The sequence below is a fragment of the Lentzea sp. NPDC006480 genome, from assembly GCF_040611995.1.
Lineage (GTDB): Bacteria > Actinomycetota > Actinomycetes > Mycobacteriales > Pseudonocardiaceae > Lentzea.
In genome coordinates, this window is the sequence record NZ_JBEXPJ010000163.1 from 1 (window position 1) to 20,637 (window position 20,637).

At 70.9% G+C, this 20,637-nt stretch carries 26 protein-coding genes; 18 read left to right on the forward strand and 8 right to left on the reverse strand.

Annotated elements, in window-relative coordinates:
* The coding region (locus ABZX92_RS38075) for an acyl-CoA dehydrogenase family protein (protein WP_355570322.1) at positions 1-431 on the forward strand (431 nt) is incomplete at its 5' end.
* 59 nt (positions 432-490) lie between these two features.
* On the opposite strand, the gene ABZX92_RS38080 is transcribed toward ABZX92_RS38075, so the two are convergent.
* Complete coding sequence (locus ABZX92_RS38080) at positions 491-1,036, reverse strand: HSP18 transcriptional regulator (RefSeq protein WP_355570323.1); 546 nt, start codon at positions 1,034-1,036, stop codon at positions 491-493.
* Between the two features lie 101 nt (positions 1,037-1,137).
* Here ABZX92_RS38080 and ABZX92_RS38085 point away from each other — a divergent pair, with 101 nt between their 5' ends.
* Together ABZX92_RS38085 and ABZX92_RS38090 are read left to right on the forward strand one after the other, a co-directional pair.
* On the forward strand, positions 1,138-1,575 hold the full coding sequence (locus ABZX92_RS38085; RefSeq protein ID WP_355570324.1) for an Hsp20/alpha crystallin family protein: 438 nt from the start codon (positions 1,138-1,140) through the stop codon (positions 1,573-1,575).
* 54 nt (positions 1,576-1,629) lie between these two features.
* Positions 1,630-2,343 carry a poly-gamma-glutamate hydrolase family protein gene (locus ABZX92_RS38090; RefSeq protein WP_355570325.1) on the forward strand — a complete coding sequence of 238 codons (714 nt, stop codon included), beginning with the start codon at positions 1,630-1,632 and terminating at the stop codon, positions 2,341-2,343.
* Positions 2,344-2,473: 130 nt separating this feature from the next.
* On the opposite strand, the gene ABZX92_RS38095 is transcribed toward ABZX92_RS38090, so the two are convergent.
* Together ABZX92_RS38095 and ABZX92_RS38100 are read right to left on the reverse strand one after the other, a co-directional pair.
* Positions 2,474-3,319, reverse strand: a complete 846-nt coding sequence (locus tag ABZX92_RS38095) for an LD-carboxypeptidase (RefSeq protein ID WP_355570326.1) — start codon at positions 3,317-3,319, stop codon at positions 2,474-2,476.
* Positions 3,316-5,202, reverse strand: coding sequence for a prolyl oligopeptidase family serine peptidase (locus tag ABZX92_RS38100; protein ID WP_355570327.1), 1,887 nt, complete (start codon positions 5,200-5,202; stop codon positions 3,316-3,318). Before ABZX92_RS38100 ends, ABZX92_RS38095 begins: the two co-directional genes overlap by 4 nt.
* A 78-nt stretch (positions 5,203-5,280) precedes the next feature.
* Between ABZX92_RS38100 and ABZX92_RS38105 the strand changes: the two genes are divergently transcribed.
* From ABZX92_RS38105 to ABZX92_RS38115, 3 genes are read left to right on the forward strand one after another with little or no spacing between them, the layout of a single operon-like run.
* Positions 5,281-5,847 carry a DUF3090 domain-containing protein gene (locus tag ABZX92_RS38105; RefSeq protein ID WP_355570328.1) on the forward strand — a complete coding sequence of 189 codons (567 nt, stop codon included), beginning with the start codon at positions 5,281-5,283 and terminating at the stop codon, positions 5,845-5,847.
* 2 nt (positions 5,848-5,849) lie between these two features.
* Positions 5,850-6,638: an SCO1664 family protein gene (locus ABZX92_RS38110; RefSeq protein ID WP_355570329.1), complete on the forward strand. Its 789-nt coding sequence runs from the start codon at positions 5,850-5,852 to the stop codon at positions 6,636-6,638.
* Positions 6,639-6,648: 10 nt separating this feature from the next.
* Complete coding sequence (locus ABZX92_RS38115) at positions 6,649-7,062, forward strand: hypothetical protein (protein ID WP_355570330.1); 414 nt, start codon at positions 6,649-6,651, stop codon at positions 7,060-7,062.
* An 84-nt stretch (positions 7,063-7,146) separates the two neighbouring features.
* Here ABZX92_RS38115 and ABZX92_RS38120 read toward each other — a convergent pair whose 3' ends face one another.
* Positions 7,147-7,560, reverse strand: coding sequence for a hypothetical protein (locus tag ABZX92_RS38120; protein ID WP_355570331.1), 414 nt, complete (start codon positions 7,558-7,560; stop codon positions 7,147-7,149).
* A 209-nt stretch (positions 7,561-7,769) separates the two neighbouring features.
* Here ABZX92_RS38120 and ABZX92_RS38125 point away from each other — a divergent pair, with 209 nt between their 5' ends.
* The 4 genes from ABZX92_RS38125 (at position 7,770) to ABZX92_RS38140 (ending at position 10,519) form a co-directional block, all read left to right on the forward strand.
* The gene (locus tag ABZX92_RS38125; protein WP_355570332.1) at positions 7,770-8,198 is read left to right on the forward strand and encodes a hypothetical protein; all 429 of its coding nucleotides are present in this window, start codon (positions 7,770-7,772) and stop codon (positions 8,196-8,198) included.
* A 5-nt stretch (positions 8,199-8,203) separates the two neighbouring features.
* The gene (locus ABZX92_RS38130; RefSeq protein ID WP_355570333.1) at positions 8,204-8,917 is read left to right on the forward strand and encodes an aminoglycoside phosphotransferase family protein; all 714 of its coding nucleotides are present in this window, start codon (positions 8,204-8,206) and stop codon (positions 8,915-8,917) included.
* A gap of 61 nt (positions 8,918-8,978) precedes the next feature.
* Complete coding sequence (locus ABZX92_RS38135) at positions 8,979-9,701, forward strand: aminoglycoside phosphotransferase family protein (RefSeq protein ID WP_355570334.1); 723 nt, start codon at positions 8,979-8,981, stop codon at positions 9,699-9,701.
* 11 nt (positions 9,702-9,712) lie between these two features.
* Positions 9,713-10,519: a DUF3097 domain-containing protein gene (locus tag ABZX92_RS38140; protein ID WP_355570335.1), complete on the forward strand. Its 807-nt coding sequence runs from the start codon at positions 9,713-9,715 to the stop codon at positions 10,517-10,519.
* Positions 10,520-10,528: 9 nt separating this feature from the next.
* Here ABZX92_RS38140 and ABZX92_RS38145 read toward each other — a convergent pair whose 3' ends face one another.
* Positions 10,529-11,107, reverse strand: coding sequence for a dihydrofolate reductase family protein (locus tag ABZX92_RS38145; protein WP_355570336.1), 579 nt, complete (start codon positions 11,105-11,107; stop codon positions 10,529-10,531).
* A gap of 154 nt (positions 11,108-11,261) precedes the next feature.
* Between ABZX92_RS38145 and ABZX92_RS38150 the strand changes: the two genes are divergently transcribed.
* The 5 genes from ABZX92_RS38150 to ABZX92_RS38170 all read left to right on the forward strand — a co-directional run bounded on the left by ABZX92_RS38150 (position 11,262) and on the right by ABZX92_RS38170 (position 15,952).
* Entirely contained in the window at positions 11,262-11,687 is a 426-nt protein-coding gene (locus tag ABZX92_RS38150; RefSeq protein ID WP_355570337.1) for an NfeD family protein, read from the forward strand.
* A 31-nt stretch (positions 11,688-11,718) separates the two neighbouring features.
* Positions 11,719-12,915, forward strand: coding sequence for an SPFH domain-containing protein (locus tag ABZX92_RS38155; protein ID WP_355570347.1), 1,197 nt, complete (start codon positions 11,719-11,721; stop codon positions 12,913-12,915).
* A gap of 148 nt (positions 12,916-13,063) precedes the next feature.
* Positions 13,064-13,486 carry a YciI family protein gene (locus tag ABZX92_RS38160; protein WP_355570338.1) on the forward strand — a complete coding sequence of 141 codons (423 nt, stop codon included), beginning with the start codon at positions 13,064-13,066 and terminating at the stop codon, positions 13,484-13,486.
* Between the two features lie 15 nt (positions 13,487-13,501).
* Complete coding sequence (locus ABZX92_RS38165; protein WP_355570339.1) at positions 13,502-14,776, forward strand: RNA polymerase sigma factor; 1,275 nt, start codon at positions 13,502-13,504, stop codon at positions 14,774-14,776.
* An 84-nt stretch (positions 14,777-14,860) separates the two neighbouring features.
* Positions 14,861-15,952: a hypothetical protein gene (locus tag ABZX92_RS38170; RefSeq protein ID WP_355570340.1), complete on the forward strand. Its 1,092-nt coding sequence runs from the start codon at positions 14,861-14,863 to the stop codon at positions 15,950-15,952.
* 36 nt (positions 15,953-15,988) lie between these two features.
* On the opposite strand, the gene ABZX92_RS38175 is transcribed toward ABZX92_RS38170, so the two are convergent.
* Positions 15,989-17,413, reverse strand: a complete 1,425-nt coding sequence (locus tag ABZX92_RS38175) for an amidase (protein WP_355570341.1) — start codon at positions 17,411-17,413, stop codon at positions 15,989-15,991.
* Positions 17,414-17,463: 50 nt separating this feature from the next.
* Between ABZX92_RS38175 and ABZX92_RS38180 the strand changes: the two genes are divergently transcribed.
* Both ABZX92_RS38180 and ABZX92_RS38185 read left to right on the forward strand, forming a co-directional pair.
* Positions 17,464-17,970, forward strand: coding sequence for a hypothetical protein (locus tag ABZX92_RS38180; protein ID WP_355570342.1), 507 nt, complete (start codon positions 17,464-17,466; stop codon positions 17,968-17,970).
* 70 nt (positions 17,971-18,040) lie between these two features.
* Positions 18,041-18,916 carry a pentapeptide repeat-containing protein gene (locus ABZX92_RS38185; RefSeq protein ID WP_355570343.1) on the forward strand — a complete coding sequence of 292 codons (876 nt, stop codon included), beginning with the start codon at positions 18,041-18,043 and terminating at the stop codon, positions 18,914-18,916.
* A 32-nt stretch (positions 18,917-18,948) separates the two neighbouring features.
* On the opposite strand, the gene ABZX92_RS38190 is transcribed toward ABZX92_RS38185, so the two are convergent.
* The gene (locus ABZX92_RS38190; RefSeq protein ID WP_355570344.1) at positions 18,949-19,449 is read right to left on the reverse strand and encodes a CGNR zinc finger domain-containing protein; all 501 of its coding nucleotides are present in this window, start codon (positions 19,447-19,449) and stop codon (positions 18,949-18,951) included.
* A 231-nt stretch (positions 19,450-19,680) separates the two neighbouring features.
* Here ABZX92_RS38190 and ABZX92_RS38195 point away from each other — a divergent pair, with 231 nt between their 5' ends.
* A complete protein-coding gene (locus ABZX92_RS38195) occupies positions 19,681-20,343 on the forward strand; it encodes a TetR/AcrR family transcriptional regulator (protein WP_355570345.1) in 663 nt (220 codons plus the stop codon).
* Here the strand turns inward: ABZX92_RS38195 and ABZX92_RS38200 are convergent.
* Positions 20,288-20,637: hypothetical protein (locus ABZX92_RS38200; RefSeq protein ID WP_355570346.1), on the reverse strand; the 350-nt coding region annotated here is incomplete at its 5' end. The genes ABZX92_RS38195 and ABZX92_RS38200 overlap by 56 nt on opposite strands.

The window sequence follows — 20,637 nt, forward strand, 5'->3', positions numbered from 1 at the left end:
GCCGCATCCACCACTGCATGCGCCTGATCGGCATGGCCGAACGCGCCCTCGAGCTGATGTGCAAGCGCGTCTCGTCCCGCGTCGCGTTCGGCAGGCCCATCGCCACCCAGGGCGTCGTGCACGAGTGGATCGCCGAGTCCCGCGTCCGCATCGAACAGGCCCGCCTGCTCGTGCTCAAGACCGCGTGGCTGATGGACACCGTCGGCAACAAGGGCGCCCACACCGAGATCCAGGCCATCAAGATCGGCACCCCGCTGATGACCGAATGGGTCCTCGACAAGGCCATCCAGGCCCACGGCGGCGCGGGCGTCAGCCAGGACTTCCCGCTGGCCGAGCTGTGGGCCGCCACCCGCACCCTGCGCATCGCCGACGGCCCCGACGAGGTCCACCGCATGTCGCTGGCCAAGCGGGAACTCAAGAAGTACCTGTAGCTCGCCCCACGCGGGGCCCTTTCGCGCGCTCCAACCAAACGAAAGGTCCCCGCGTGACTTTACGAGCCACTGCGGCGGTTCTGCGCGTCGGTGCGCAACCGGTCGGTGTGCACGCCGATCTCCGCGATCTGTTCCGCCAACCCGGGATGCCCCACCCGCAGGCCCGGCCCGGCCTCCGCCAGCGGCCCGAGCAGCCCCGCCGCGTCCTCGCCGCCGAGCGCCCGCTGCACCGCCTCCGAGTGCGGCCCGACCCGTGCGGCCAGCATCCGCAGCACCGCGGCGTTGTCCCGCGCCCACGCCGCCACGGCCCTGTCGCCCGCCCGCCGATCACGCTCGGCCCGCACCTGCCCGTCCTGGGTGCCGGCCGCACCCGTGCGCCGCACCCGCAGGTACCGCTTCTCCGCCGCCTGACGACTGGCCACTCCCAGCGCCGGGGCGAGATCGGCCCAGCTCGTGCCCAGGGCGCGCGCCGCCTCGATCAGCTGCGGCTCCCACCCGGACAGCTCGTCGCGCAGCTCCCGCAGCAGCATCAGCGCGGCCAGCACCTGCGTCGCGTCACCGGGCGAGGCGGCCGTCTCGCGCACTGTCTCGTAGTCACTCGTCATGTCGTCCTTCCGATGACGCTCGGCACTTGTCATCGTTCCGACGACATGCTACAACAGAGGCACAGCGCATTGACAGCCCACGCAGACCGAGGAGGAGTCAGATGTTGATGCGTACCGACCCGTTCCGCGAGCTGGACCGGCTGACCCAGCAGGTGTTCGGCACCCCGGGCACGTGGTCGCGTCCCACGGCGATGCCGATGGACGCCTACCGCGACGGTGACCAGTTCGTCGTGTGCTTCGACCTGCCGGGCGTCACTCCGGACGCCATCGAGCTCGACGTCGAGCGCAACGTGCTCACCGTCAAGGCCGAGCGCCGTCCGATCGGCAGGGACGTCGAGATGCAGGTGTCGGAACGGCCGCTGGGCGCGTTCTCGCGCCAGCTGTTCCTGGGGGACACCCTCGACACCGACCAGATCGACGCCAAGTACGACGCGGGCGTGCTGACGCTGCGCATCCCCATCGCGGAACGCGCGAAGCCCCGCAAGATCGCGATCAGCTCGTCCGAGAACGACGACGCGCCCAAGCAGATCGACGCGTGACTCACCCGGCGGGCGGCGGCCGACCGGGTGACGCCAGGTAGGCTGCTGCCCGCCATGAGACCCCAGCCTCAGTGGACGGCGTTAGACGTCTACGCGTCCAACACCGACCTCTACGCCGATCCCCGACTGGTGGAACGAGTGGACTACCGGCGTCGCTTCAAGCGCCACCGGCCCCGCACCCCGTCGGTCGTCCTGGCCCCGCACGGCGGCGGCATCGAGATCGGCACCTCCGAACTCTGCCTCGCCATCGCGGGCTACCACCCCGGCACGCGCGTGCCGATCGGCCAGACCCACGACTACTGGATGTTCGAGGGCCTGCGGCCGGTCGCCAACGACGAGCTGCACGTCACCTCGTCCAACTGCGACGACCGCGTGGCCCGCACCCTCGTCACCGGCGCCTCGCACGCGCTGGGCCTGCACGGCTGCACCGCCGCCGCGGCGGGCCTGGAGGACCACGACCGGGCCGTGCTCGTCGGCGGCCGCGACGCCCTGCTGCGCCTGGAGCTGCTGACCAGGCTGCGCCGCGCCGGCTTCCACACCGTCGACGCCGTCGACCACCCGATCCTCGGTGGCTACGACCGCGCCAACATCGCCAACCGCACCCGCTCCCGGCAGGGCGGCCAGCTGGAGCTCACCACGCCGCTGCGCAACGCGATGTTCGCCGAGAACTCCCGTCCCAACCGCCGGCACACCACCACCGAGGTGTTCTGGGACTTCGTGCACGCCTGCCGGGCCGCCCTCGCGGCCCGCGAAGCCGCCAACAACTAGCGCCCCGCGCCAACAACCCGCCGTCCAAGCCGCGTTCGGGACGAAAGGCACGTACGTACGAACCGGCCGTACCAGCGTGCCTTTCGCCCAACAGCAACAGAGCCGGCGGATTTCCGGCCCAGGACTCGGCCTAGACCAGCCGCAGCGAACGGGCGGAGGTGTCCAGGACCGCCTCCACCCCGAGCGGCAGCGACCACTGCCCGGCGCAGTGCCCGAACCCGAAGTCACCCAGGATCGGCACCCCCAGCCCGGACAGCCGGTCGTGCAGCACCGACGACACGTCACCGCAGTCCGTCCACGACCCCAGCACGATCCCCGACACCGGCGCGAACCACCCCGCCCGCAGCAGCTGCGTCAGGATCCGGTCCAGCCGGTACGGCTCCTCACCGATGTCCTCCAGCAACGCGATCGCACCGTCGGCCGGCCGCGCCCAGCGAGGCCCGCCCACCGCCGCCGCGAGCAACGCCGCGTTCCCGCCCGTGAGCACTCCACGCGCCGTCCCCGGCACCACCGGCGTTCCCGCCGTCCACGACGACACCCCCTCGAACAGCAGGGCCCGGAGCCGTTCCTGCGCCAGCGGGTCGTCGACGAAATCCGAGGTGCCCGGCATCGGCCCGAACACCGTCGGCTGACCGGCCAGGTTCAGCTCGGTGTGCAGCACCGTCACGTCCGACGAGCCCACGAACACCCGAGACGGCAGGTCCTGCCACGGCACCAGGTCGGCCATCCGCAGACACCCGTACCCGCCCCGCACGCACACGACCGCGGCCACGTCGGAGCACCACGCCGTCACGAACTCCTCGGCCCGCGCCTCGTCGGACCCCGCCAGATAAGGCAACGACCACGGCGCCACCACAGGTGTGGTGACCTCCAGCCCCCACGACCGCAGCACCGCGATCCCCGCGGCGACTTTCGAGGGGACGGCCGGGCCGGCCGGTGACACCAGCGCGACCCGGTCCCCGGCGGACAGCGTCATTCGGACAGTTCGAGCACCGGCACACCCGGCGGCACGAACCCGAACACCTGCCCGTAGAAGGACAGCTCGGCCTCCAGCGCCGTCTTGATGTTCTCGGCCTTGCGGAACCCGTGCTGCTCGCCCTCGAACGTGATGTAGGCGTGCCGGATCCCCGACCCCGCCAGATCCGCCGCGAACCGGTCCGCCTGCTCCGGCGGGCAGATCTCGTCCTCCAGGCCCTGCAACAACAGCACCGGCCCCGACACCGACCGCGCCTTCGACGACGGCGAGCGCTCGGCGTAGCGGGACTCGGCCTCCGGCAGCGTGCCCACGAGGCCCTCGACGTAGCGGGACTCGAAGTCGTGCGTCTCGCCGCCCTCCGACGTCCAGCCCTTCAGGTCGAGGATCGGGAACGCGACCATCCCGCACTGGTACACGTCCGTCGACGTCAGCGACGCCGCCGACGTCCACCCGCCGGCCGAGCCGCCGCGGATGCCCAGGCGCTGCGGGTCGGCCGTGCCCTCCTTCGCCAGCTGCTCGGCCACGAACGCGCAGTCCTCCACGTCCACGACACCCCACTGCTCGCGCAGCCGCTCCCGGAACGCCCGGCCGTAGCCAGTGGAGCCGCCGTAGTTCACCGCCACCACGCCGATGCCGCGGCTGGTGAAGTAGGCGATGTCGGTGTCGAGCTTCGGCAACGCCCGCCCCGTCGGACCGCCGTGCACGTGCACCACGTACGGCGGCAGCTCGCCCTCCGGCCCCGCGAAGTCCGGATTGGACGGTGGGTACACGTAGGCCGGGATCTCACCGAACATCCGCTCCACCGGCACCGGCAGATACGCGTCCTCGTCGGCGGACTCGCCACCCGTGAGATAGGTGAGCTCGCCGTTGGAGAGGTCCAGGCGCACCACGGCGTACTCCGACGTCGGGCCCGCCGCGCCGCAGATCACCACGCCGTCGCGCACCGCCAGCTCCGACGCCCACGTCGGCAGGTCCGTCTGCACATCGGTCACCGTCGCTGACCGCTCGTCGAGCACCGCGAGGTGGCCGCTGCGGATCACCAGGTAGCGGCCCGGCGAGAGCGTCGCGAACCAGCGGTTGCCCAGCCGCCACATCGGGCCGCCCAGCTCCTCCTCGCACGCCGCGAGGTTCGTGCGCGACCCGTCCAGGCCGACGCGGAAGAGGTTCCACCAGCCGTCCGGGTCCGTCAGCGCCAGCAGGGAGTCGCCCTCCCACTCGAACTGGCACACCGCCTCGGTCTGCGAACCGGACACGACACGGTGTTCGGGCGAACCGACTTCGGCGACGCAGAGTTCGGTGCCGTCCCACGGCATCTGCGGGTGGTTCCAGCCGATCCACGCGAACTTCGTGCCGTCCGGGCTGATCTTCGGGCCGGTCATGAAGTGGTGCGAGGAACCCAGCACCCGCACCTCACCGGACGGCGTGATCGCCACCAGGTCGCGGCGCACGTCGGTCCGCGCGTCACCGGTGATCGTCTCCCGCACGCACCACACCTCGCCGTCCGGACCCGCGGACAGGTCGGCGTAGCGGAACCCGTGGTGCCGCTGCGGCTCGGGCGTGAGAGGCGTCGGCCGGGGGTCGTCGGGGTTGAACACGTACACGCGCTGGTCGTCCCAGTGCGTGAACGCCACCCGGTCCTCGGCCAGCACCACGAACGGCCTGCCGCCGTACTCGTGCACCCGGTTGCGGGCGTTCCACGGCGCGGGCAGCACCTCGGCGCCGTCGCGCACCAGAGCGACTCTGCCGCCCTCGGCCGGACGGCTCTCCGCCCACCACACCCGCTCGCCGGCGAGGTCGGCCCATTGGAACCCACCGCCCGGCTTCGAGGTGTCGCCGGCCGTGATCGGCGAGGTCCAGGTCCCGTACGAAGCGATCTTCACCACAACCCGACCCTATACGCGGAGTGTTTGGTGGGGGAGGACCTGCCGACGATCTCCGCGTGGCCTAGGGTCGTAAGGGCCATGGCTCGTGTCATCCACGTATTCCGCGCACCCGACCGGTTCGTCGCAGGAACCGTCGGGCAGCCCGGCGACCGCACCTTCTACCTGCAGGCCTCCGAGCAGAGCAGGCTGATCAGCGTCGCCTTGGAAAAGCAGCAGGTCCAGGTCCTCGCCGAGCGCATCGGCTCGCTGCTCGAGGAGGTGCAACGCCGCTTCGGCACCGACGTGCCCGACGACCCGCCGCCGGACGACCCGGACACCGAACCGCTCGACGTGCCCGTCGAGGAGGAGTTCCGCGTCGGCACCATGGGACTCGGCTGGGACGCCGAGTCCAAGGCCGTCGTGATAGAGCTCCTCGCGGTCTCCGAGGAGGAGGTCGACGAAGCCGTCGTGCTCGACGACACCGAGGAAGGCCCCGACGCCGTGCGGGTCTTCCTGTCGCCCGGAGCGGCCCGCGCGTTCGCCGAGCGAGCCGACCGCGTCGTCAACGCCGGCCGCAAACCCTGCCCGCTGTGCGCGGAACCCCTCGACCCGGACGGCCACATCTGCCCGCGGCAGAACGGCTACCGCCGCACCGAAGAAGACTGACCATGGACACCGCCGCGGCCCTGGAACTGCTCAACCACGGCCGCATCGAGGTCGAGGGCCGGCTCGTCGACGCCTCCAACGCCACCTTGTTCTGCAAGATCTCGCTGGACGGCGTCGACGCCCAGTGCGTCTACAAGCCCGTGCGCGGCGAACGCCCGCTGTGGGACTTCCCGGACGGCACCCTGGCGGGCCGGGAGGTGGCCACCTACCTGATCTCGGCCGCCTCCGGTCTCGACCTCGTGCCGCCCACGGTGCTGCGCCCCGGCCCGTTCGGCTCCGGCATGGTCCAGCTCTGGGTCGACACCCGCGAGGAGGACGAGCTCGTCGACATCATCGGCGTCGACGACGTCAAGCCCGGCTGGATCCCGGTCTTCCACGCCCACGACCGCTTCGGCGACCCCGCCGTCCTCGTGCACGCCGACCACCCGCGCATCGCGCTGATGTCCGCGTTCGACGTCGTGGTCAACAACGCCGACCGCAAGGGCGGCCACGTCCTGCACGCCGTCGACGGTGGCGTGTACGGCGTCGACCACGGCATCTGCCTGCACACCGAACCCAAGCTCCGCACCGTGCTGTGGGGCTGGGCCCGCGAACCCCTCGGCGCCCCGGTCGTCGAGTCGCTGCGCCGGCTGAGATCCGCGTTGGACGGCTCGCTGGGGGAGCAGCTGCACGACCACCTCACCCGCGCCGAAGTCCGGGCCGTGGGGGAGCGCACGGACAAACTCCTCGCCGACGGCGTCTACCCCGAACCCTCCGGCGACTGGCCCGCCATCCCCTGGCCCGCCTTCTAGCATCGACCAGGTGACCATGCGCGCCGCCCGGTTCCTGCTGATCGCCGTCGCCCTCGTCCACGTCGTCATCCCGGCGGTCATGTGGTGGCAACGCGGCCAGCTGCACGACCAGATCGCCCGCGAGAACCCAGGCCTGCCGCCGGCCGGTGTCAACGGCGCCGTCGAGGTGGCGCTCATCGCCGCCGCCGTCTTCCACGCGGTCTTCGCGATCCTCAACCTGTGGCTGGCCCGCCGCCTCGCCACCGGCCGCGGTCAGATCGCCACGACCATCGTCCAGCTGCTCGCGGCCGCTTTCAGCATCGTGTCGTGGCGGTCCTCGCCGATGTTCCACGCCGTCATCCCCGTGGTCACCGCCGCGGAACTGCTGACCGTCGTGCTGGTGTGGCTGCCGTCGCGCGAAACCCGCCGTCCCGCCACGCCGTGATCAGCACACTCACCAGCGCCGAGGCGATCCGCGAGTGCTGGCGTGCCGGCGACGATGATCGTCTGCTGATCGTCTGGGGCGCTGTCACCTGGTGACGGTGCGGACCGCGGACAGCAACGACACCAGGCTCGGGATCGGCTGCGGGCTGCGGCGTGGCGGCACCGCCCACACCACCGGGCCCTCGGGGGCCTGGCTCGGCGGCAGCATCACCTCGACCAGGGGCCACGGGGCCGCGGCCAGACCGCGCGGCACCGCGAGGAACACGATCGACTCCGGCCGGTGGGGAAGCCGCACCGCCGGATACGACAGGCGGTGCCCGGACAGGTGCTCGGCGAGCGTGAGCGCCTCGTCGCACGGCACCGCGAGGCCGATCACGTGGGAAGCCGGGGAGAACAGCAACCGGGTACCGCTGACCTCGGTCGTCCAGCCGTAGTCGATCGCGTACTGCAGCGACGCGCGCGTCAGCCGCAGGTCGAACCGTTCCATGGTGGTGGTCATGAGGTTTCCTCGAAGAGGGGGTTAATGCAGCACAACACGACGCCGACCCCCCAGAGGTTCACCCCGTCTCAACAGGACTATTCCGCGCGAATTGATATATCCCAAATGAGATGGGCCGCGATTGACGCGCGGATCATCGTGGCCCTATCTTCGTCGAAGCATTCTGACCTGCGGAAACATTTGAATTGTGAATGCGGGAAACGGTTGACATGGCCTATTTTGAACGGATCGTCGTGGTGGGCGCCGCCGATCTCGGCGCACGAGCGGCTGCCGGTTTGGCCCGAAGATTCGGGCCAGTTCACCTGATCGGACCAGGAACCGACGCGCTCGCCGAGATCGGGGTCCGGCGCTACCCGCTCGCCACCGTCCGCGACTTCGACCTCGACACCCCCGCGGTGATCGTCGACAACGACGGCGGCCGCCTGCAACGCCTCGTGTGCGACCGCCTCGTCGTGGTCGGCTGGCCCGTCCCGCTGCTGCCGGCCAACAAGTGGGTGATCGACGGCAAGGTCGCCGTCGCCGGGGACGGCGCGGACCTGCGGCTGCTGTCGACCTGCTTCGACACCAACGGACTCTGGCGCCCGGCACTGGCCGAGTACCAGTTCCGCCGCCAGGCAGGGGCCGACTCGCTAGCCTGAGTCAGGTGATCGACCCAGTGATCGACGATGCGGCCAGAGCCAGGCTCATCCGACGTTTCGGTGCCGACGTGACCGGGTGGATCGACACGCTGCCCGACCTGATCGCCACCCTCACCGCCCGCTGGGGCCTCACCCTCGTCGAGCTCATGCCGGGCGGATCCGGCGCGACGTTCCTGTGCACGAACGCCGTGCTGAAGGTGACGCCGGACCACGACATCGCCGCCCTCGAAACCCGCGCGCTCGCCGCCTGGGCCGACACCCCCGCGATGGTCGACCTCCTCGACACCGACCTCGCCCGCGGCGCCCTGCTGCTGCAGCGGATCGACCCCGGCACCCAGGCCACCGACCCCACCCGCGTGCTGCCTGAACTGCACGCCGCGGACCCGGCCGGCTTCCCGCCGTTGAAGGCCCGCGTCGACCTGCTCTTCGAGACCGTCCTGACCCGCCGCACCGGCACCTACTACGCCACCGAGCACCACCGCGCCCGCAAACTGGCCGAGGACAACGTCAAACCCGTGCTGCTGCACGGCGACATGCACCCCGGCAACGTCCTGCAAGGCCCGCACGGCCCGGTCGCGATCGACCCCCGCGCGTGCGTCGGCGACCCGGCGTCCGACTGGATGGACTTCGTGCACGGCGGCTACGACCTGCACGGCGCCGACGTCGACCTGGACCGGGTGCACGAGTGGCTGAGTGCCTTCAAACCCTTCTACGGCTAGAAACGGACCGATCGACGCCGAACAGCGGCCGCCTTCGCGTCAGGCCGCTAGCGTCAGCCGAGTGCTCACAGACGCCGACCGGACCTGGCTGACCAGACGCTTCGGCGGCGGCGTCACCGAGTGGATCGACGCGCTGCCCGCCCTGACCGACGCCCTGACCGCCCGCTGGGACCTCACGATCGAGAAGCTGATGCCCGGCGGCAACGGCGCCGTCTTCCTGTGCGGGGCAGGCGGCGGGCACGCGGTGCTGAAGCTGACCCCGGACCTCGAGGTCGCCGCTCGCGAGGCACGCGCGCTGACCGCCTGGGCCGGCACGCCCGCGATGGTCTGCCTGCTCGACGCGGACCTGGCTCGCGGGGCCCTGCTGCTCGACGCGATCACTCCCGGCACCCCCGCCCCCGACCCTGCCCGCGTCGTGCCCGAACTGCACACCGCGGACCCGGCCGGCTTCCCGCCGCTGAGCGCGCACGTCGACTTCATGTTCGACGTCGTGATCACCAACCTCACCGGCGCCCACCACCCGGCCGAACACGAGCGCGCCCGCGAACTCGCCCGGCACGACGTCGACCAGGTGCTGCTGCACGGTGACATCCACGCCGGCAACGTGCTGCAAGGCCCGCACGGCCCGGTCGCCATCGATCCCCAGGCCTGTGTGGGCGATCCCGCGTTCGACTTCATGGACCTCGTCCACGACGGCCACGACCTGCACGGCGCCGAGGTGGATCTCGACCGCGTGCACGACTGGATCGCCGCCTTCAAACCCCTGTACGACTTCTACGGCTAGGGTTTCGAGCCGTGCGATCTCACGACTACGGCCGCGACATCCTGAACACCCCGAAGCGCAAGAAGGTCCCGGAGGTCCCGGCCGAGCCCGGCCTCGTCGTCGAGGACCCCGCGAGCGGCTTCTGCGGCGCCGTCGTGAAGTTCGAGTACGGCCAGGTCGTGCTGGAGGACCGGCACGGCCGCCACCGCCTCTTCCCGCTCAACCCGGCCGGGTTCCTGCTCGACGGCCAGCCCGTCACCCTCGTCAAACCCGCGCCACAGCCCCAGAAACCCCGCGTGAGCGCCTCGGGTTCGGTGAAAGTCGAGGGACTGCGCGCCCAGACCGCCAAGGCCAGCCGCATCTGGGTCGAGGGCAAGCACGACGCCGAGCTCGTCGAACGCGTGTGGGGCCACGACCTGCGCGTCGAGGGCATCGTCGTCGAACCGCTCGACGGCGTGGACGAGCTGCCCGCGCGCATCGCCGAGTTCGGCACCGCCCCGCACCGCCGCCTCGGCGTGCTGGTCGACCACCTCGTCGCGAACTCCAAGGAACAGCGCATCGTCGACCAGATCCACAACGCCGACGTCCTGGTCACCGGGCACCCGTACGTCGACATCTGGCAGGCCGTGAAGCCCCAGGCCGTCAAGATCAAGGCCTGGCCGGTGATCCCGCGGGGCGTTCCCTGGAAGGAAGGCGTCTGCGCGGCACTGGGCTGGGGCGAGACGTGGGAGGGCTGGCAGCGCGTGCTCGGCGCCGTGAGCAGCTACCGCGACGTCGAGTCCGACCTGCTCGGCGCGGTCGAGCGGCTGATCGACTTCGTCACCGTCCCGCAGGACTGACCCACGCCGTCACGCTGCTCGTCCCACCCGCGCGTAGTGGGCGACGATCACGCCCTTCGTCGTCGTGACACTGCTGGTAAGCGAGAACTCCGTGAGCGGCGCGGATCCGTCGAACAGCCGCGCGCCGCTGCCCAGCGTCAGCGGGTGGATCACCAGCGTGTAGTGGTCGACCAGGCCGGCCGCGTGCAGCGACCGCACCAGTGCCGCGCTGCCGACGATCGACAGCGAGCCGTCCAGCGCGGCCACGTCGTCGATCCCGCGCAGCAGCACCGAGTTCTGCCACGCCGAAGCATCGGGCAGGCTGCGGGAGACCACGTACTTCGTGGCTGCGTTCATGTGTGTGGTGAACGGGTTGCCGTCGGTCGTCGAGGCCCACGCCGTGATGAAGTCCTGCCAGGTCCGCCGCCCGAACACCATGGCCCCGGTGTGTGCCATGCCCTTGCCCATCTCGGCGGCCAGCACGTCGTCGCTGTAGGCGGCGGCCCACCCGCCGAAAGCGAACCCGTCGGCGGTGTCCTCATCGGCACGTCCCGGCGCCTGCACCACACCATCGAGCGTCATCAGCATCGTCGCGGAGATCGTCCGCATCGCCACACTCCTTCGCCTGGAAACCGCTGTCACCTCTCACACGAACGGCCGCGCGCGGTTTCGACACCGCCGATTGATCGATTTCGTCACGGTCGGGGGCCCAGCACGGTGAATCTTGGAGCCGGGTGCTCCCCGTTGGTGTATGTATGGGCCCATGGCCGCGCTGATCTGGCTGATCGTCGGGATACTCCTCGTCGTCGCCGAGGTTCTCTCCGGTGACTTCGTGCTGGTCATGCTCGGCGCCGCCGCGCTGGCCGCGGCCGGCGTGTCCGCACTGGGCGCCGCCGACCTGGTGAGCGTGCTCGTGTTCGCCGCGTCGTCGGTCGGCCTCATCGTCGGGGCCCGGCCGTTCGTGAAGAAGCGGCTGCAGCTCGGCTCGGGGGTCAAGATGCACCACGAGGCGCTGCTGGGCGCCAAGGCCATCGCGGTGTCCCAGGTGCACGAGCACGGCGGGCAGATCAAGATCGGCGGCGACACCTGGAGCGCGCGCACCCTCGACGGGTCCGTGATCGAAGAAGGCGAAGCCGTCACCGTTGTCGAGATCTCGGGAGCGACCGCCGTGGTCATCGCGGCTGTGTGAACCCAGAAGGATGTGAACCGAGTTGGACCCGATCACCCTTGTGGTCGTGGCCGTAATCGCGATCTTCGTGCTGACCATCGCCGTCAAGTCGGTACTGGTCATCCCGCAGGCGCAGGCCGCCGTCATCGAACGCCTCGGCCGCTTCCGCAACACAGCGGCACCCGGCCTGAACATCATCGTGCCGTTCATCGACAAGGTGCGGGCCCGCATCGACCTGCGCGAGCAGGTCGTGTCGTTCCCGCCGCAGCCGGTGATCACCCAGGACAACCTGACGGTGTCCATCGACACGGTCGTCTACTTCCAGGTCACCGACCCGCGCAGCGCGGTCTACGAGATCTCGAACTACATCGTCGGTGTCGAGCAGCTCACGATCACGACGCTGCGCAACCTCGTCGGTGGCATGAGCCTCGAAGAGACGCTCACCTCGCGTGACCACATCAACGGTCAGCTGCGCGGCGTGCTGGACGAGGCGACCGGCCGGTGGGGCCTGCGCGTCGCCCGCGTCGAGCTGAAGTCGATCGACCCTCCACCGTCCATTCAGGACTCGATGGAGAAGCAGATGCGCGCCGACCGCGAGAAGCGCGCCATGATCCTCACCGCCGAGGGCCAGCGCGAGTCGTCCATCAAGACGGCCGAGGGCCAGAAGCAGTCGCAGATCCTCGCCGCCGAGGGCGGCAAGCAGGCGGCGATCCTGTCCGCCGAGGGTGAGCGGCAGTCGCAGATCCTGCGCGCGCAGGGTGAACGCGCCGCCCGCTACCTGCAGGCACAGGGCCAGGCCAAGGCCATCGAGAAGATCTTCGCCGCGATCAAGGCGGGCAAGCCCACCCCGGAGGTGCTGGCCTACCAGTACCTGCAGACCCTGCCGCAGATGGCACAGGGCGACGCGAACAAGGTGTGGATGATCCCCAGCGACTACGGCAAGGCGCTCGAAGGGTTCGCCCGCATGCTCGGCGCGCCGGGCGAGGACGGCGTGTTCCGCTACGAGCCGCCGGCCGCCGAGGAGGGCGAGCTGTCGCGGCCGGAGGACGAGGACGACGGCGTCGCCGCCTGGTTCGACCTCAAGTCCGATCCGAAGGTCGCCGAGGCCGTCGCCGCCGCGGAGGCCGTGGCACGCCAGGAGGTCCCCGGACCGCTGAGCTCGCCGCGGCCGGTCTCCGCCGCGTCGGTGCTGCCCGAACTGGAAGCGGACCAGCCGCGTTCACTGCACCAGCCGGACGACCAGGTCTGAGCACAGCACCACCTGAGCGGCCCGTCCCGGACACCGGGGCGGGCCGCTCGATTTTTTCCGGGGTGCGTGTCGATCGAACGGCGTGCCCGTTCGACCTGGGCGTGAAAGGGTCCACAACGGACCCGCACGACCACTGGGAGAGACCGACATGAAGTTCATGCTGATCTGGCGCGTGACCTCCGACGAGGCGTGGGCGAACCTCGGCGAGATCGACTTCGACACGATGCTCGAGGCCGTCGGCAAGTTCAACGAGGAGCTGATCGAGGCCGGTGTGCTGATCGCCGCGGAAGGCCTCGCGCCCGCCGAGGAGGGCGTGGTCGTCGACTTCTCCAGCGAGCCGCCCGTCGTCACCGACGGCCCGTACGGCGAGACCAAGGAGCTGTTCAACGGCTTCTACCTGATCAACGTGCCGACGATCCAGGACGCGATCGAGTGGGCCAAGCGCACCCCGATGACCGCCGCCGGGTTCAAGACCGAGATCCGCCGCGTGCCCACGATCGACGAGTTCCCGCAGGACAACGAGTGGATCAAGAAGGAACGGGCCTGGCGCGAGGCGAACAACCAGCTCTGATCTATTTTGGCGAGCATGAGCGACCCCACGGGACGCAAGGCCGTAGCGGCGGTGTGGCGCATCGACTCCGCGAGGATCATCGGTGCGCTCACCCGCTACACCGGCGACTTCGCGCTGGCCGAGGACCTCGCGCAGGAGGCCCTGGCCGAAGCGCTGGTGACGTGGCCGCGCGAGGGCGTGCCGAACAACCCCGCTGGCTGGCTGCTCACCGTCGGCCGGCGGCGGGCGATCGACGCGTTCCGCCGCCGCAGCAACCGCGACGAGAAGTACGCGGCGATGGCGCACCACCTGTCCGAGGGAGGCGCGCTCACCGGCGCCGACCCCGCGCCCGCACCCGACGACGTGCTGTGGGACCCGGACCAGATCGACGACGACACCCTCGCCCTGATCTTCACCTCGTGTCACCCGGTGCTGTCGCGCGAAGCCGGGGTGGCGCTGACGTTGCGCGTGATCGGCGGCCTGACCAGCGACGAGATCGCGCGGGCGTTCCTGGTGCCGACCGCGACCGTGCAGGCCCGGATCACCCGCGCCAAGAAGACCCTCGGCGCGGCCGGCGTGCCGTTCGAGGTACCGCCGGTCGACGAACGCCCCGCCCGTCTCGCGCAGGTCCTCAGCGTCATCTACCTGATCTTCACCGAAGGCTCGTCGGCGACGTCCGGCGACGAGGTCATGCGCCTGGACCTGGCCGGCGAGGCGCAGCGGCTCGCGCGGATCCTGTCGCGGCTGATGCCAGAGGAACACGAGGTCCACAGCCTGCTCGCCCTGCTGGAGCTGACCGCCGCCCGCTTCCCGGCCCGCCGCGGACCCGACGGCGAGACGGTGCTCCTCGAAGACCAGGACCGGCGCCGCTGGGACCGCTCGGCGATCGCCCGCGGCCGTGCGGCGCTGGCGAAAGCCGCCGACATCGGCCGCGGCTACGGCTACTACGGCCTGCAGGCGGCGATCGCCGAGTGCCACGCGCTGGCACCATCGGTCGAGGACACCAACTGGGCCCGCATCGTCGTGCTCTACGACGCCCTGGGCCGGCTCGCCCCCTCACCGGTCGTGGAGCTCAACCGCGCGGTCGCCGTCTCCATGGCGCAAGGACCCGCCGCCGCGCTGCCGATCGTCGACTCGCTGGCGGGCGCGGACGCGTTCAAGGAGTCGCACCAACTACCCGGAGTACGCGGTGAACTACTGCGCCGACTCGGCCGGCTCGACGAGGCCCGCGCCGAGCTGGAGCAGGCGATTCGCTTGTGCGGCAACGAACGCGAGCGCGAGGTGCTCTCCCGCAAACTCGCCGACCTGTAGGCGTCTGACCACGCGGGGTGAACCTTAAATCCGTTAGGGCGACATCTGTTCCACTCGACCGGGTGACGCGGGAATGATGTTGTGATGGACTCGCTGCCCGCCACCGTCGCTTCCGCCCTCGTGGAGGCCGACAGCGAGAACCCCGCCAGCGAGAGCTCCGGCTGGCCCGGCCGCTGGCAGGCGCTCACCGCCGTGTCCGTCGAGCTGCAGTCGCTGCTGGTCACCGACCCCGGCCCGGAGCTGGTCGCGTTGATCGAGCGGATCGTCACCCAGCTCGCCGATGGCGTCGCCGCCACCCGCCGGCACCGCGTGGAGCTGGCCGAGCTCGCCCACCGCGTGCTGAGCATCCACGCCCGCGCGTGCGCCCAGACCGGACCCGATCCCGTCCGTCTCGCCGACTGGCTCCTCGACCTGCAGTTGCAGCACCCCGAAGCCCCCGACGTGAGCCTCGCCGCCTACGCCGACGCCCTCGACGACGAAGGACTGCAGCACTACCGCGAACGCGCGGTGGTGCTGTTCGAGCCTCTGCCGGTGATCGGGTTCGGCGAGACCGGCCGCTACGACCGCACCCGCTGGGCGCTGCTGCGGGTGATGGAGGAGCTCGCCGAGTACACCGAGGACGTCGACCTGCAGCTGCTGGTGCTGTCCAAGGACCTGTCGTCGGGCTGGCACTACCTGCAGGTCGCGACCGTGCTGCGCGACAACGCCCGCTCCGACGAAGCCCTGGAATGGGTCGAACGCGGGCTGCGCGCGGTCGGCGGGCGCGGGGCGGCACTGCGGCTCATCGACCTCGCCGTCGAGGAGCACCTCAGACGCGGCACCCCGCAGCGGGCGGTCGCGGTGTGCCGGGAGGCGTTCTTCGCCCGGCCCAACCTCGACATCTACCTCAAGATCCGCGCGCTGGTCGTGCACACCGACGAGTGGCCGCCGTTGCGGGCCGAGCTGGTGAACCACCTCGTGCAGGACGGCAGCAGGCTCGCGGTCGAGGTGTACCGGCGCATCGTCGAGGTCGAGCTGGCGCGGCGGGGCATCGAGGAGCAGGAACTCGTCGTCGAATGGCTCGAACAGCTGCGCGGCCTGCAGCCCGACGCCTTCGCGGACTACCTGGACCACATCAAGTCGCGGCACGTGGCGGACCGTCAACTGCTCGACGAGTTGTCCAGACGAGGACTCTGACCAATACCAGTTCGGATAGTCCGTCCTCGTACTATCCTACTTCGCATGACCGAGGCCGGAGGGGGTCCGGTCCGCCCACGGCCGAGCGCGCTCCAGCTGGGCGGACACCGACAGCAGCGTGCACTCGTCGTGCCGGCGGCCGACGAGCTGCACCGCGAGCGGCAGGCCGGACGAGGTGCGACCGGCGGGAACAGCGGCGGCGGGGTTGCCGACGACGTTCCACAGCTGCAGGAACGACGTGTAGTGCGAGGCCGCGAGCAGTGCCGAGACGACGTTGCGGCCGTCCCACTCGCCCACGCGGATCGGCGGGCGGGTCAGCGCCGGGGTGAGCAGCACGTCCACGGAGGTGAAGATCCGGTTCGCGTACGCGGTGAGCGCCGCGTCGTCCTTCGTCGCCCACCGCACCAGGCCACGCGGCAGCCGCCGGCCGAGCTCGCCGACCGCGCGGGTGCGGGGTTCGAGCAGGTCTGGGAACTCCATGCCCTGGCGCGCCAGGTGGGCGTTGTGCAGGTACCGCACGGCGAACTGGGTGGAGGCGACGACGTCACGCATCGGCGGGTCGACGCGCACGACGTCGTGGCCGAGGTCGGTGAGCAGCGCGGCGGTGTCCTGCACGGCGTCGCGGACCTCGCCGGCGATCGTGATGCCCGGCCCCCACGGCCGCAGCGACACCCCGATGCGCAACTTGCCGGGGTCGGCCCGCGCGGCTTCGGTGAAGGTGGTGCGCGGCGGATGGGCGACGTGCGGGTCGCCGGGAACGGCGCCGTGGATCTGGTCGGCGATCAGCGCCCAGTCCAGGACCGTGCGGGTGATCGGGCCCGCGACGACGAGCCCGCCCCACACCTCGCGTTCGGGTGCGAGCGACACGCGGCCGCGCTGGGGCTTGAGCCCGAACAGCCCGGTCACCGCCGAGGGGATGCGGATCGAGCCCGCGCCGTCCGTGCCGATCGCGGCCGCCGCGAGACCCGCCGCCACAGCGGCCGCGGAACCACCGCTGGAACCGCCGGGGGAGTGCGTGAGCGACCACGGGTTGCGCGTCGGCCCGGCCCAGCCGCTCTCGGTGTAGGGCCACAGTCCGAGCTCTGGCATGCGGGTGCGGCCGATGATCACCGCACCGGCCTCGCGCAGGCGCCGCACGATCGCCGAGTCGGCCGGCTCCGGGGTGCGGGCGGCGTTCGTGCCCTTGGGAGTGGGCAGGCCCTCGATCGCGATGTCCTCCTTGACCGCGATCGGCACGCCCAGCAGCGGCAGGTCCTCGCCGCGCGCCTGGCGTTCGTCGGCTTGGGCGGCTTCGGCCAGGGCTTTCTCGGCGAACACCGCGCGGAACGCGTTGAGCTGCGGGTCGAGCGCGGCGATGCGGTCCAGGTGCCCTTCGACCAGCTCGCGTGCGGTCACCTCGCCGGACCGCACGGCTCGCGCCTGCCTGGCGACCCCGGCGAACCACAGCTCCGTCAGCTCCATGAACCGACCCTAAGCGCCGACCGGTGATCTACGGAATGGGAGTTCCCCGCATGAGAGTCCTCGCGATGGCCGCCGCCGTCCTCGTCGCGCTGAGCACGCTGGTGGCACCGGCGCAGGCAGCCGCGACCCCGGTCTACCGGTACGAGATCATCAACCGGGCCGCGAGCTGGCTGACCGCGTACAACGGCGGCCGCGTGCCGTACGACATCTACGGGCGGCAGGACGGGTACCGCACGGACTGCTCCGGGTACGTGTCGATGGCCGCGAAGCTCGACAAGCCCGGTCCGATCACGCAGGACCTCCCTGGCCTCTCCACGTTGATCAGCATGGCCGAGCTCAAGCGCGGCGACATCGTCATCGACGCCATCGGCGACACCTGGCGGGACCGGCACGTCGTGATCTTCGACCGCTGGGTCGACCCCGCGCGCCGCGACTTCGGCTACTACGCCTACGAGCAGCGCGGCGACTACGGCACCGACCACCGCGTGCGTGGCTACGGCCTGGAGCCCTACACCGAGTACCGAGCTCGAAGGCTGAACAACGTCATCGACAAATGACCGGTGCGTTGAACCCTGCGTTGAACTCCACCACTGTCCGATGTAATGACCCAGGTCACATCATCGAGTCATGTCCTCTCTCTCGCGCTGGCTCACAGCGACCTCCTCTGTTCTGGCCGTGGCGGCGGTGACGCTGGGCCGTCGCCGTCTCTCGTTGCACCACGACGTGGTGGTGCCTCGGGTCGAACAGACACCGCTGGAGGACATCCGGTCGCGGCTGATGGCGCTGGAGGCCGACGCGCGGCTGAGCGGGCTGCGGGACTGGGTCGAGTACGGCGAGCGGTGCGTGGCCAACCGGCAGCCGGCGGTGGACGTGCTGTGCGAGGCGCTGCGGGAGCTGCCGTGGCCGGGCACGGAGGTGGATCAGCGGTGGCGGATGGTGCTGCAGGCGTCGCTGCTGGCCCACCTGCGTCCCGGGCCGGGGTTCTGGCTGGGCTGCGACGTGGACCTGCGCGAGACGACGCTGGTGGACTTCGACCTGTCGGAGGCCCGGCTGGGCAGGGCGCTGTTCGACGGGACGCGGTTCCTGGGTGACACGCGGTTCGACCAGGCCACGTTCCTGGGCGAGTTCTCAGCCCGGCGCGCGTTCTTCGGGCGGCACCTGCTGCTCACGCAGTCGGTGTTCGCGCGCGGGGTGAGCCTGGCCGGGATGACGGTGTGCGGCAACGGCGAGTTCTCGGGCATGCACGCCGCCGGGGTGGTGACGCTGCGCGCGACCCGGTTCTCCGGCCGCGCGGACTTCACCTGCGCCCGGTTCGGCTCCGACATGGACTGCTCCGGAGTGCGGTTCGGGGGCCGCGCGCTGTTCCGCCGCGCCTGGTTCGCGGGGACCTCGTCGTTCGCGCAGACGTGGTTCCGCGGCCGGGAGGACTTCGTGGACGCCGCGTTCGGGGGCGAGTCGTCGTTCGAGAACACCCGCTTCGGGCACCGCATTCACGCCGACTGAGTGCACGCCGACTGAGTGCACGCTGCCAGAACTCACGCCGACTGGCGCTGGCGGTGGCTGGCCACGGCGACGCGGTTCGCGCACTTGGTCGAGCAGAAGCGCCGCTTGCCGTTGCGGCTGGTGTCGACGAAGACCGTGCCGCAGCCCTCGCGGCCGCACCAGCCGATGCGCCCGGCGTCCTCGCAGAACAACGCCGCCATGCCCGCCGCCGTGTACGCCTTGACCCGTACGTCGGTGGGGGCGTCCTCGCGCGCGTAGTGCAGGTGGGGCGCGCGGCCGTCGTGGGTGGAGATGTAGTGCGTGGTCGACGACCGCGCGAGCAGTTCGTTGAGCAGCTCGACCGTGGGGTGGCGGAAGACCTCGCGCAGGCCTTCGACCCAGTCTCGTACGTCACGTTCCTGCTGTGCGTCGAGGGAGCCCAGCGGCTTGTAGTCCGACGATTTCAGCACGTCGATGACCGGTGTCGCCGGGTCGGCGTTGACCAGCTTCGCGGCGAGTTCGGCGGCCGCCCCGCCGTAAGGGTTGAAATGCACTAGACCATGACATCACGCTGGTGGACATGATCGCCACCTGCCCCGCCTGCTCCTGGTCCTGCTCCTGCGCCGTCTCTGTGCACACCTCGGGCCACGGTCCGGTGTCCTACGTCAGATGCGTCTGCGGGCTGTTCCTGGTCGTCGAACGCGGAGTGATCACCGCGACTGCCGGGACCAGCACGTTCGCCCCGATTCACCACACCCGTGGTGATCTTGCTAGGGTCCCGGACCGTGAGCCGTCGTGATCTTCTGTGCGACACCGCGATCCAGATCCTCGCGGTGGAAGGCGGCCGGGGCCTGACCCACCGCGCGATCGATCGCGAGGCCGGTGTCCCCATCGGCACCACCAAGAACTACTTCCCGACGCGCGAGAAGATCCTCGAAGCCTGCGCGGCCAGGATGACCTCGCTGCACCGAGCCGCCGTCGACCGCCTGCGCGAGACCACGCCGGCCGACATCAGCCCTGCCGACGTCGCCGAGCTGTACCCGGCGCTGCTGCGCCGCGCGGTCGCCGACGACCCGACCCAGATGCTCGCGATGGTGGAGCTCTACCTGGAGGCGGTGCGCCGGCCGGGCGTTCGTGAGGCGTTGTCCGGCATGGTGCTGGCGAACGCCGAGGCGGGTGCCGCGCTGCAGCAGGCCGCCGGGCTGCCCTCGACCGTGCGTGACACGGGGCTGCTGGACGCCTACTTCCTGGGCGTGGCGATCTCGCTGCTGGCGTTGCCGGTGGAGACCCTCAAGACCGTGGGGCTCGACGACCCGTACGCGCTGGGCATCGGCGTGTTCTCCGCGACCGTCCCGAATCCGGCCGGGCCCGATTCGGCGGGCCCCGACTCCGTCAGGCCTGGGCCGGTCGAGGCGCCCGCACAACAGCGATCAGCGCGGTCCCGGTGATCACGGCGGTCACGAACCCCGTGACCGCGACCATGGCCAGCCCGAAATGCGTGCCGCCGGCTGATTCCGGGGTCTGAAACGCCGCCCAGACGGCCGTGGTCGCACCGCCCGCGCCGGCCAGGGTGATCGCGGCCATCGCGCCGATCCGGCGTTGTGTGCCGGCCGGTCTTCCCAGTGCCTGCTCGCAGTGCACGGCCAGCGCGCCGGTGATGGCGAGGCTGTCGTCGGTGTCGGTCGCCGAGAAGCTCACGACCTCGTCGTCGTCGAACCGGATGGCGCAGACCAGGTCGGTGC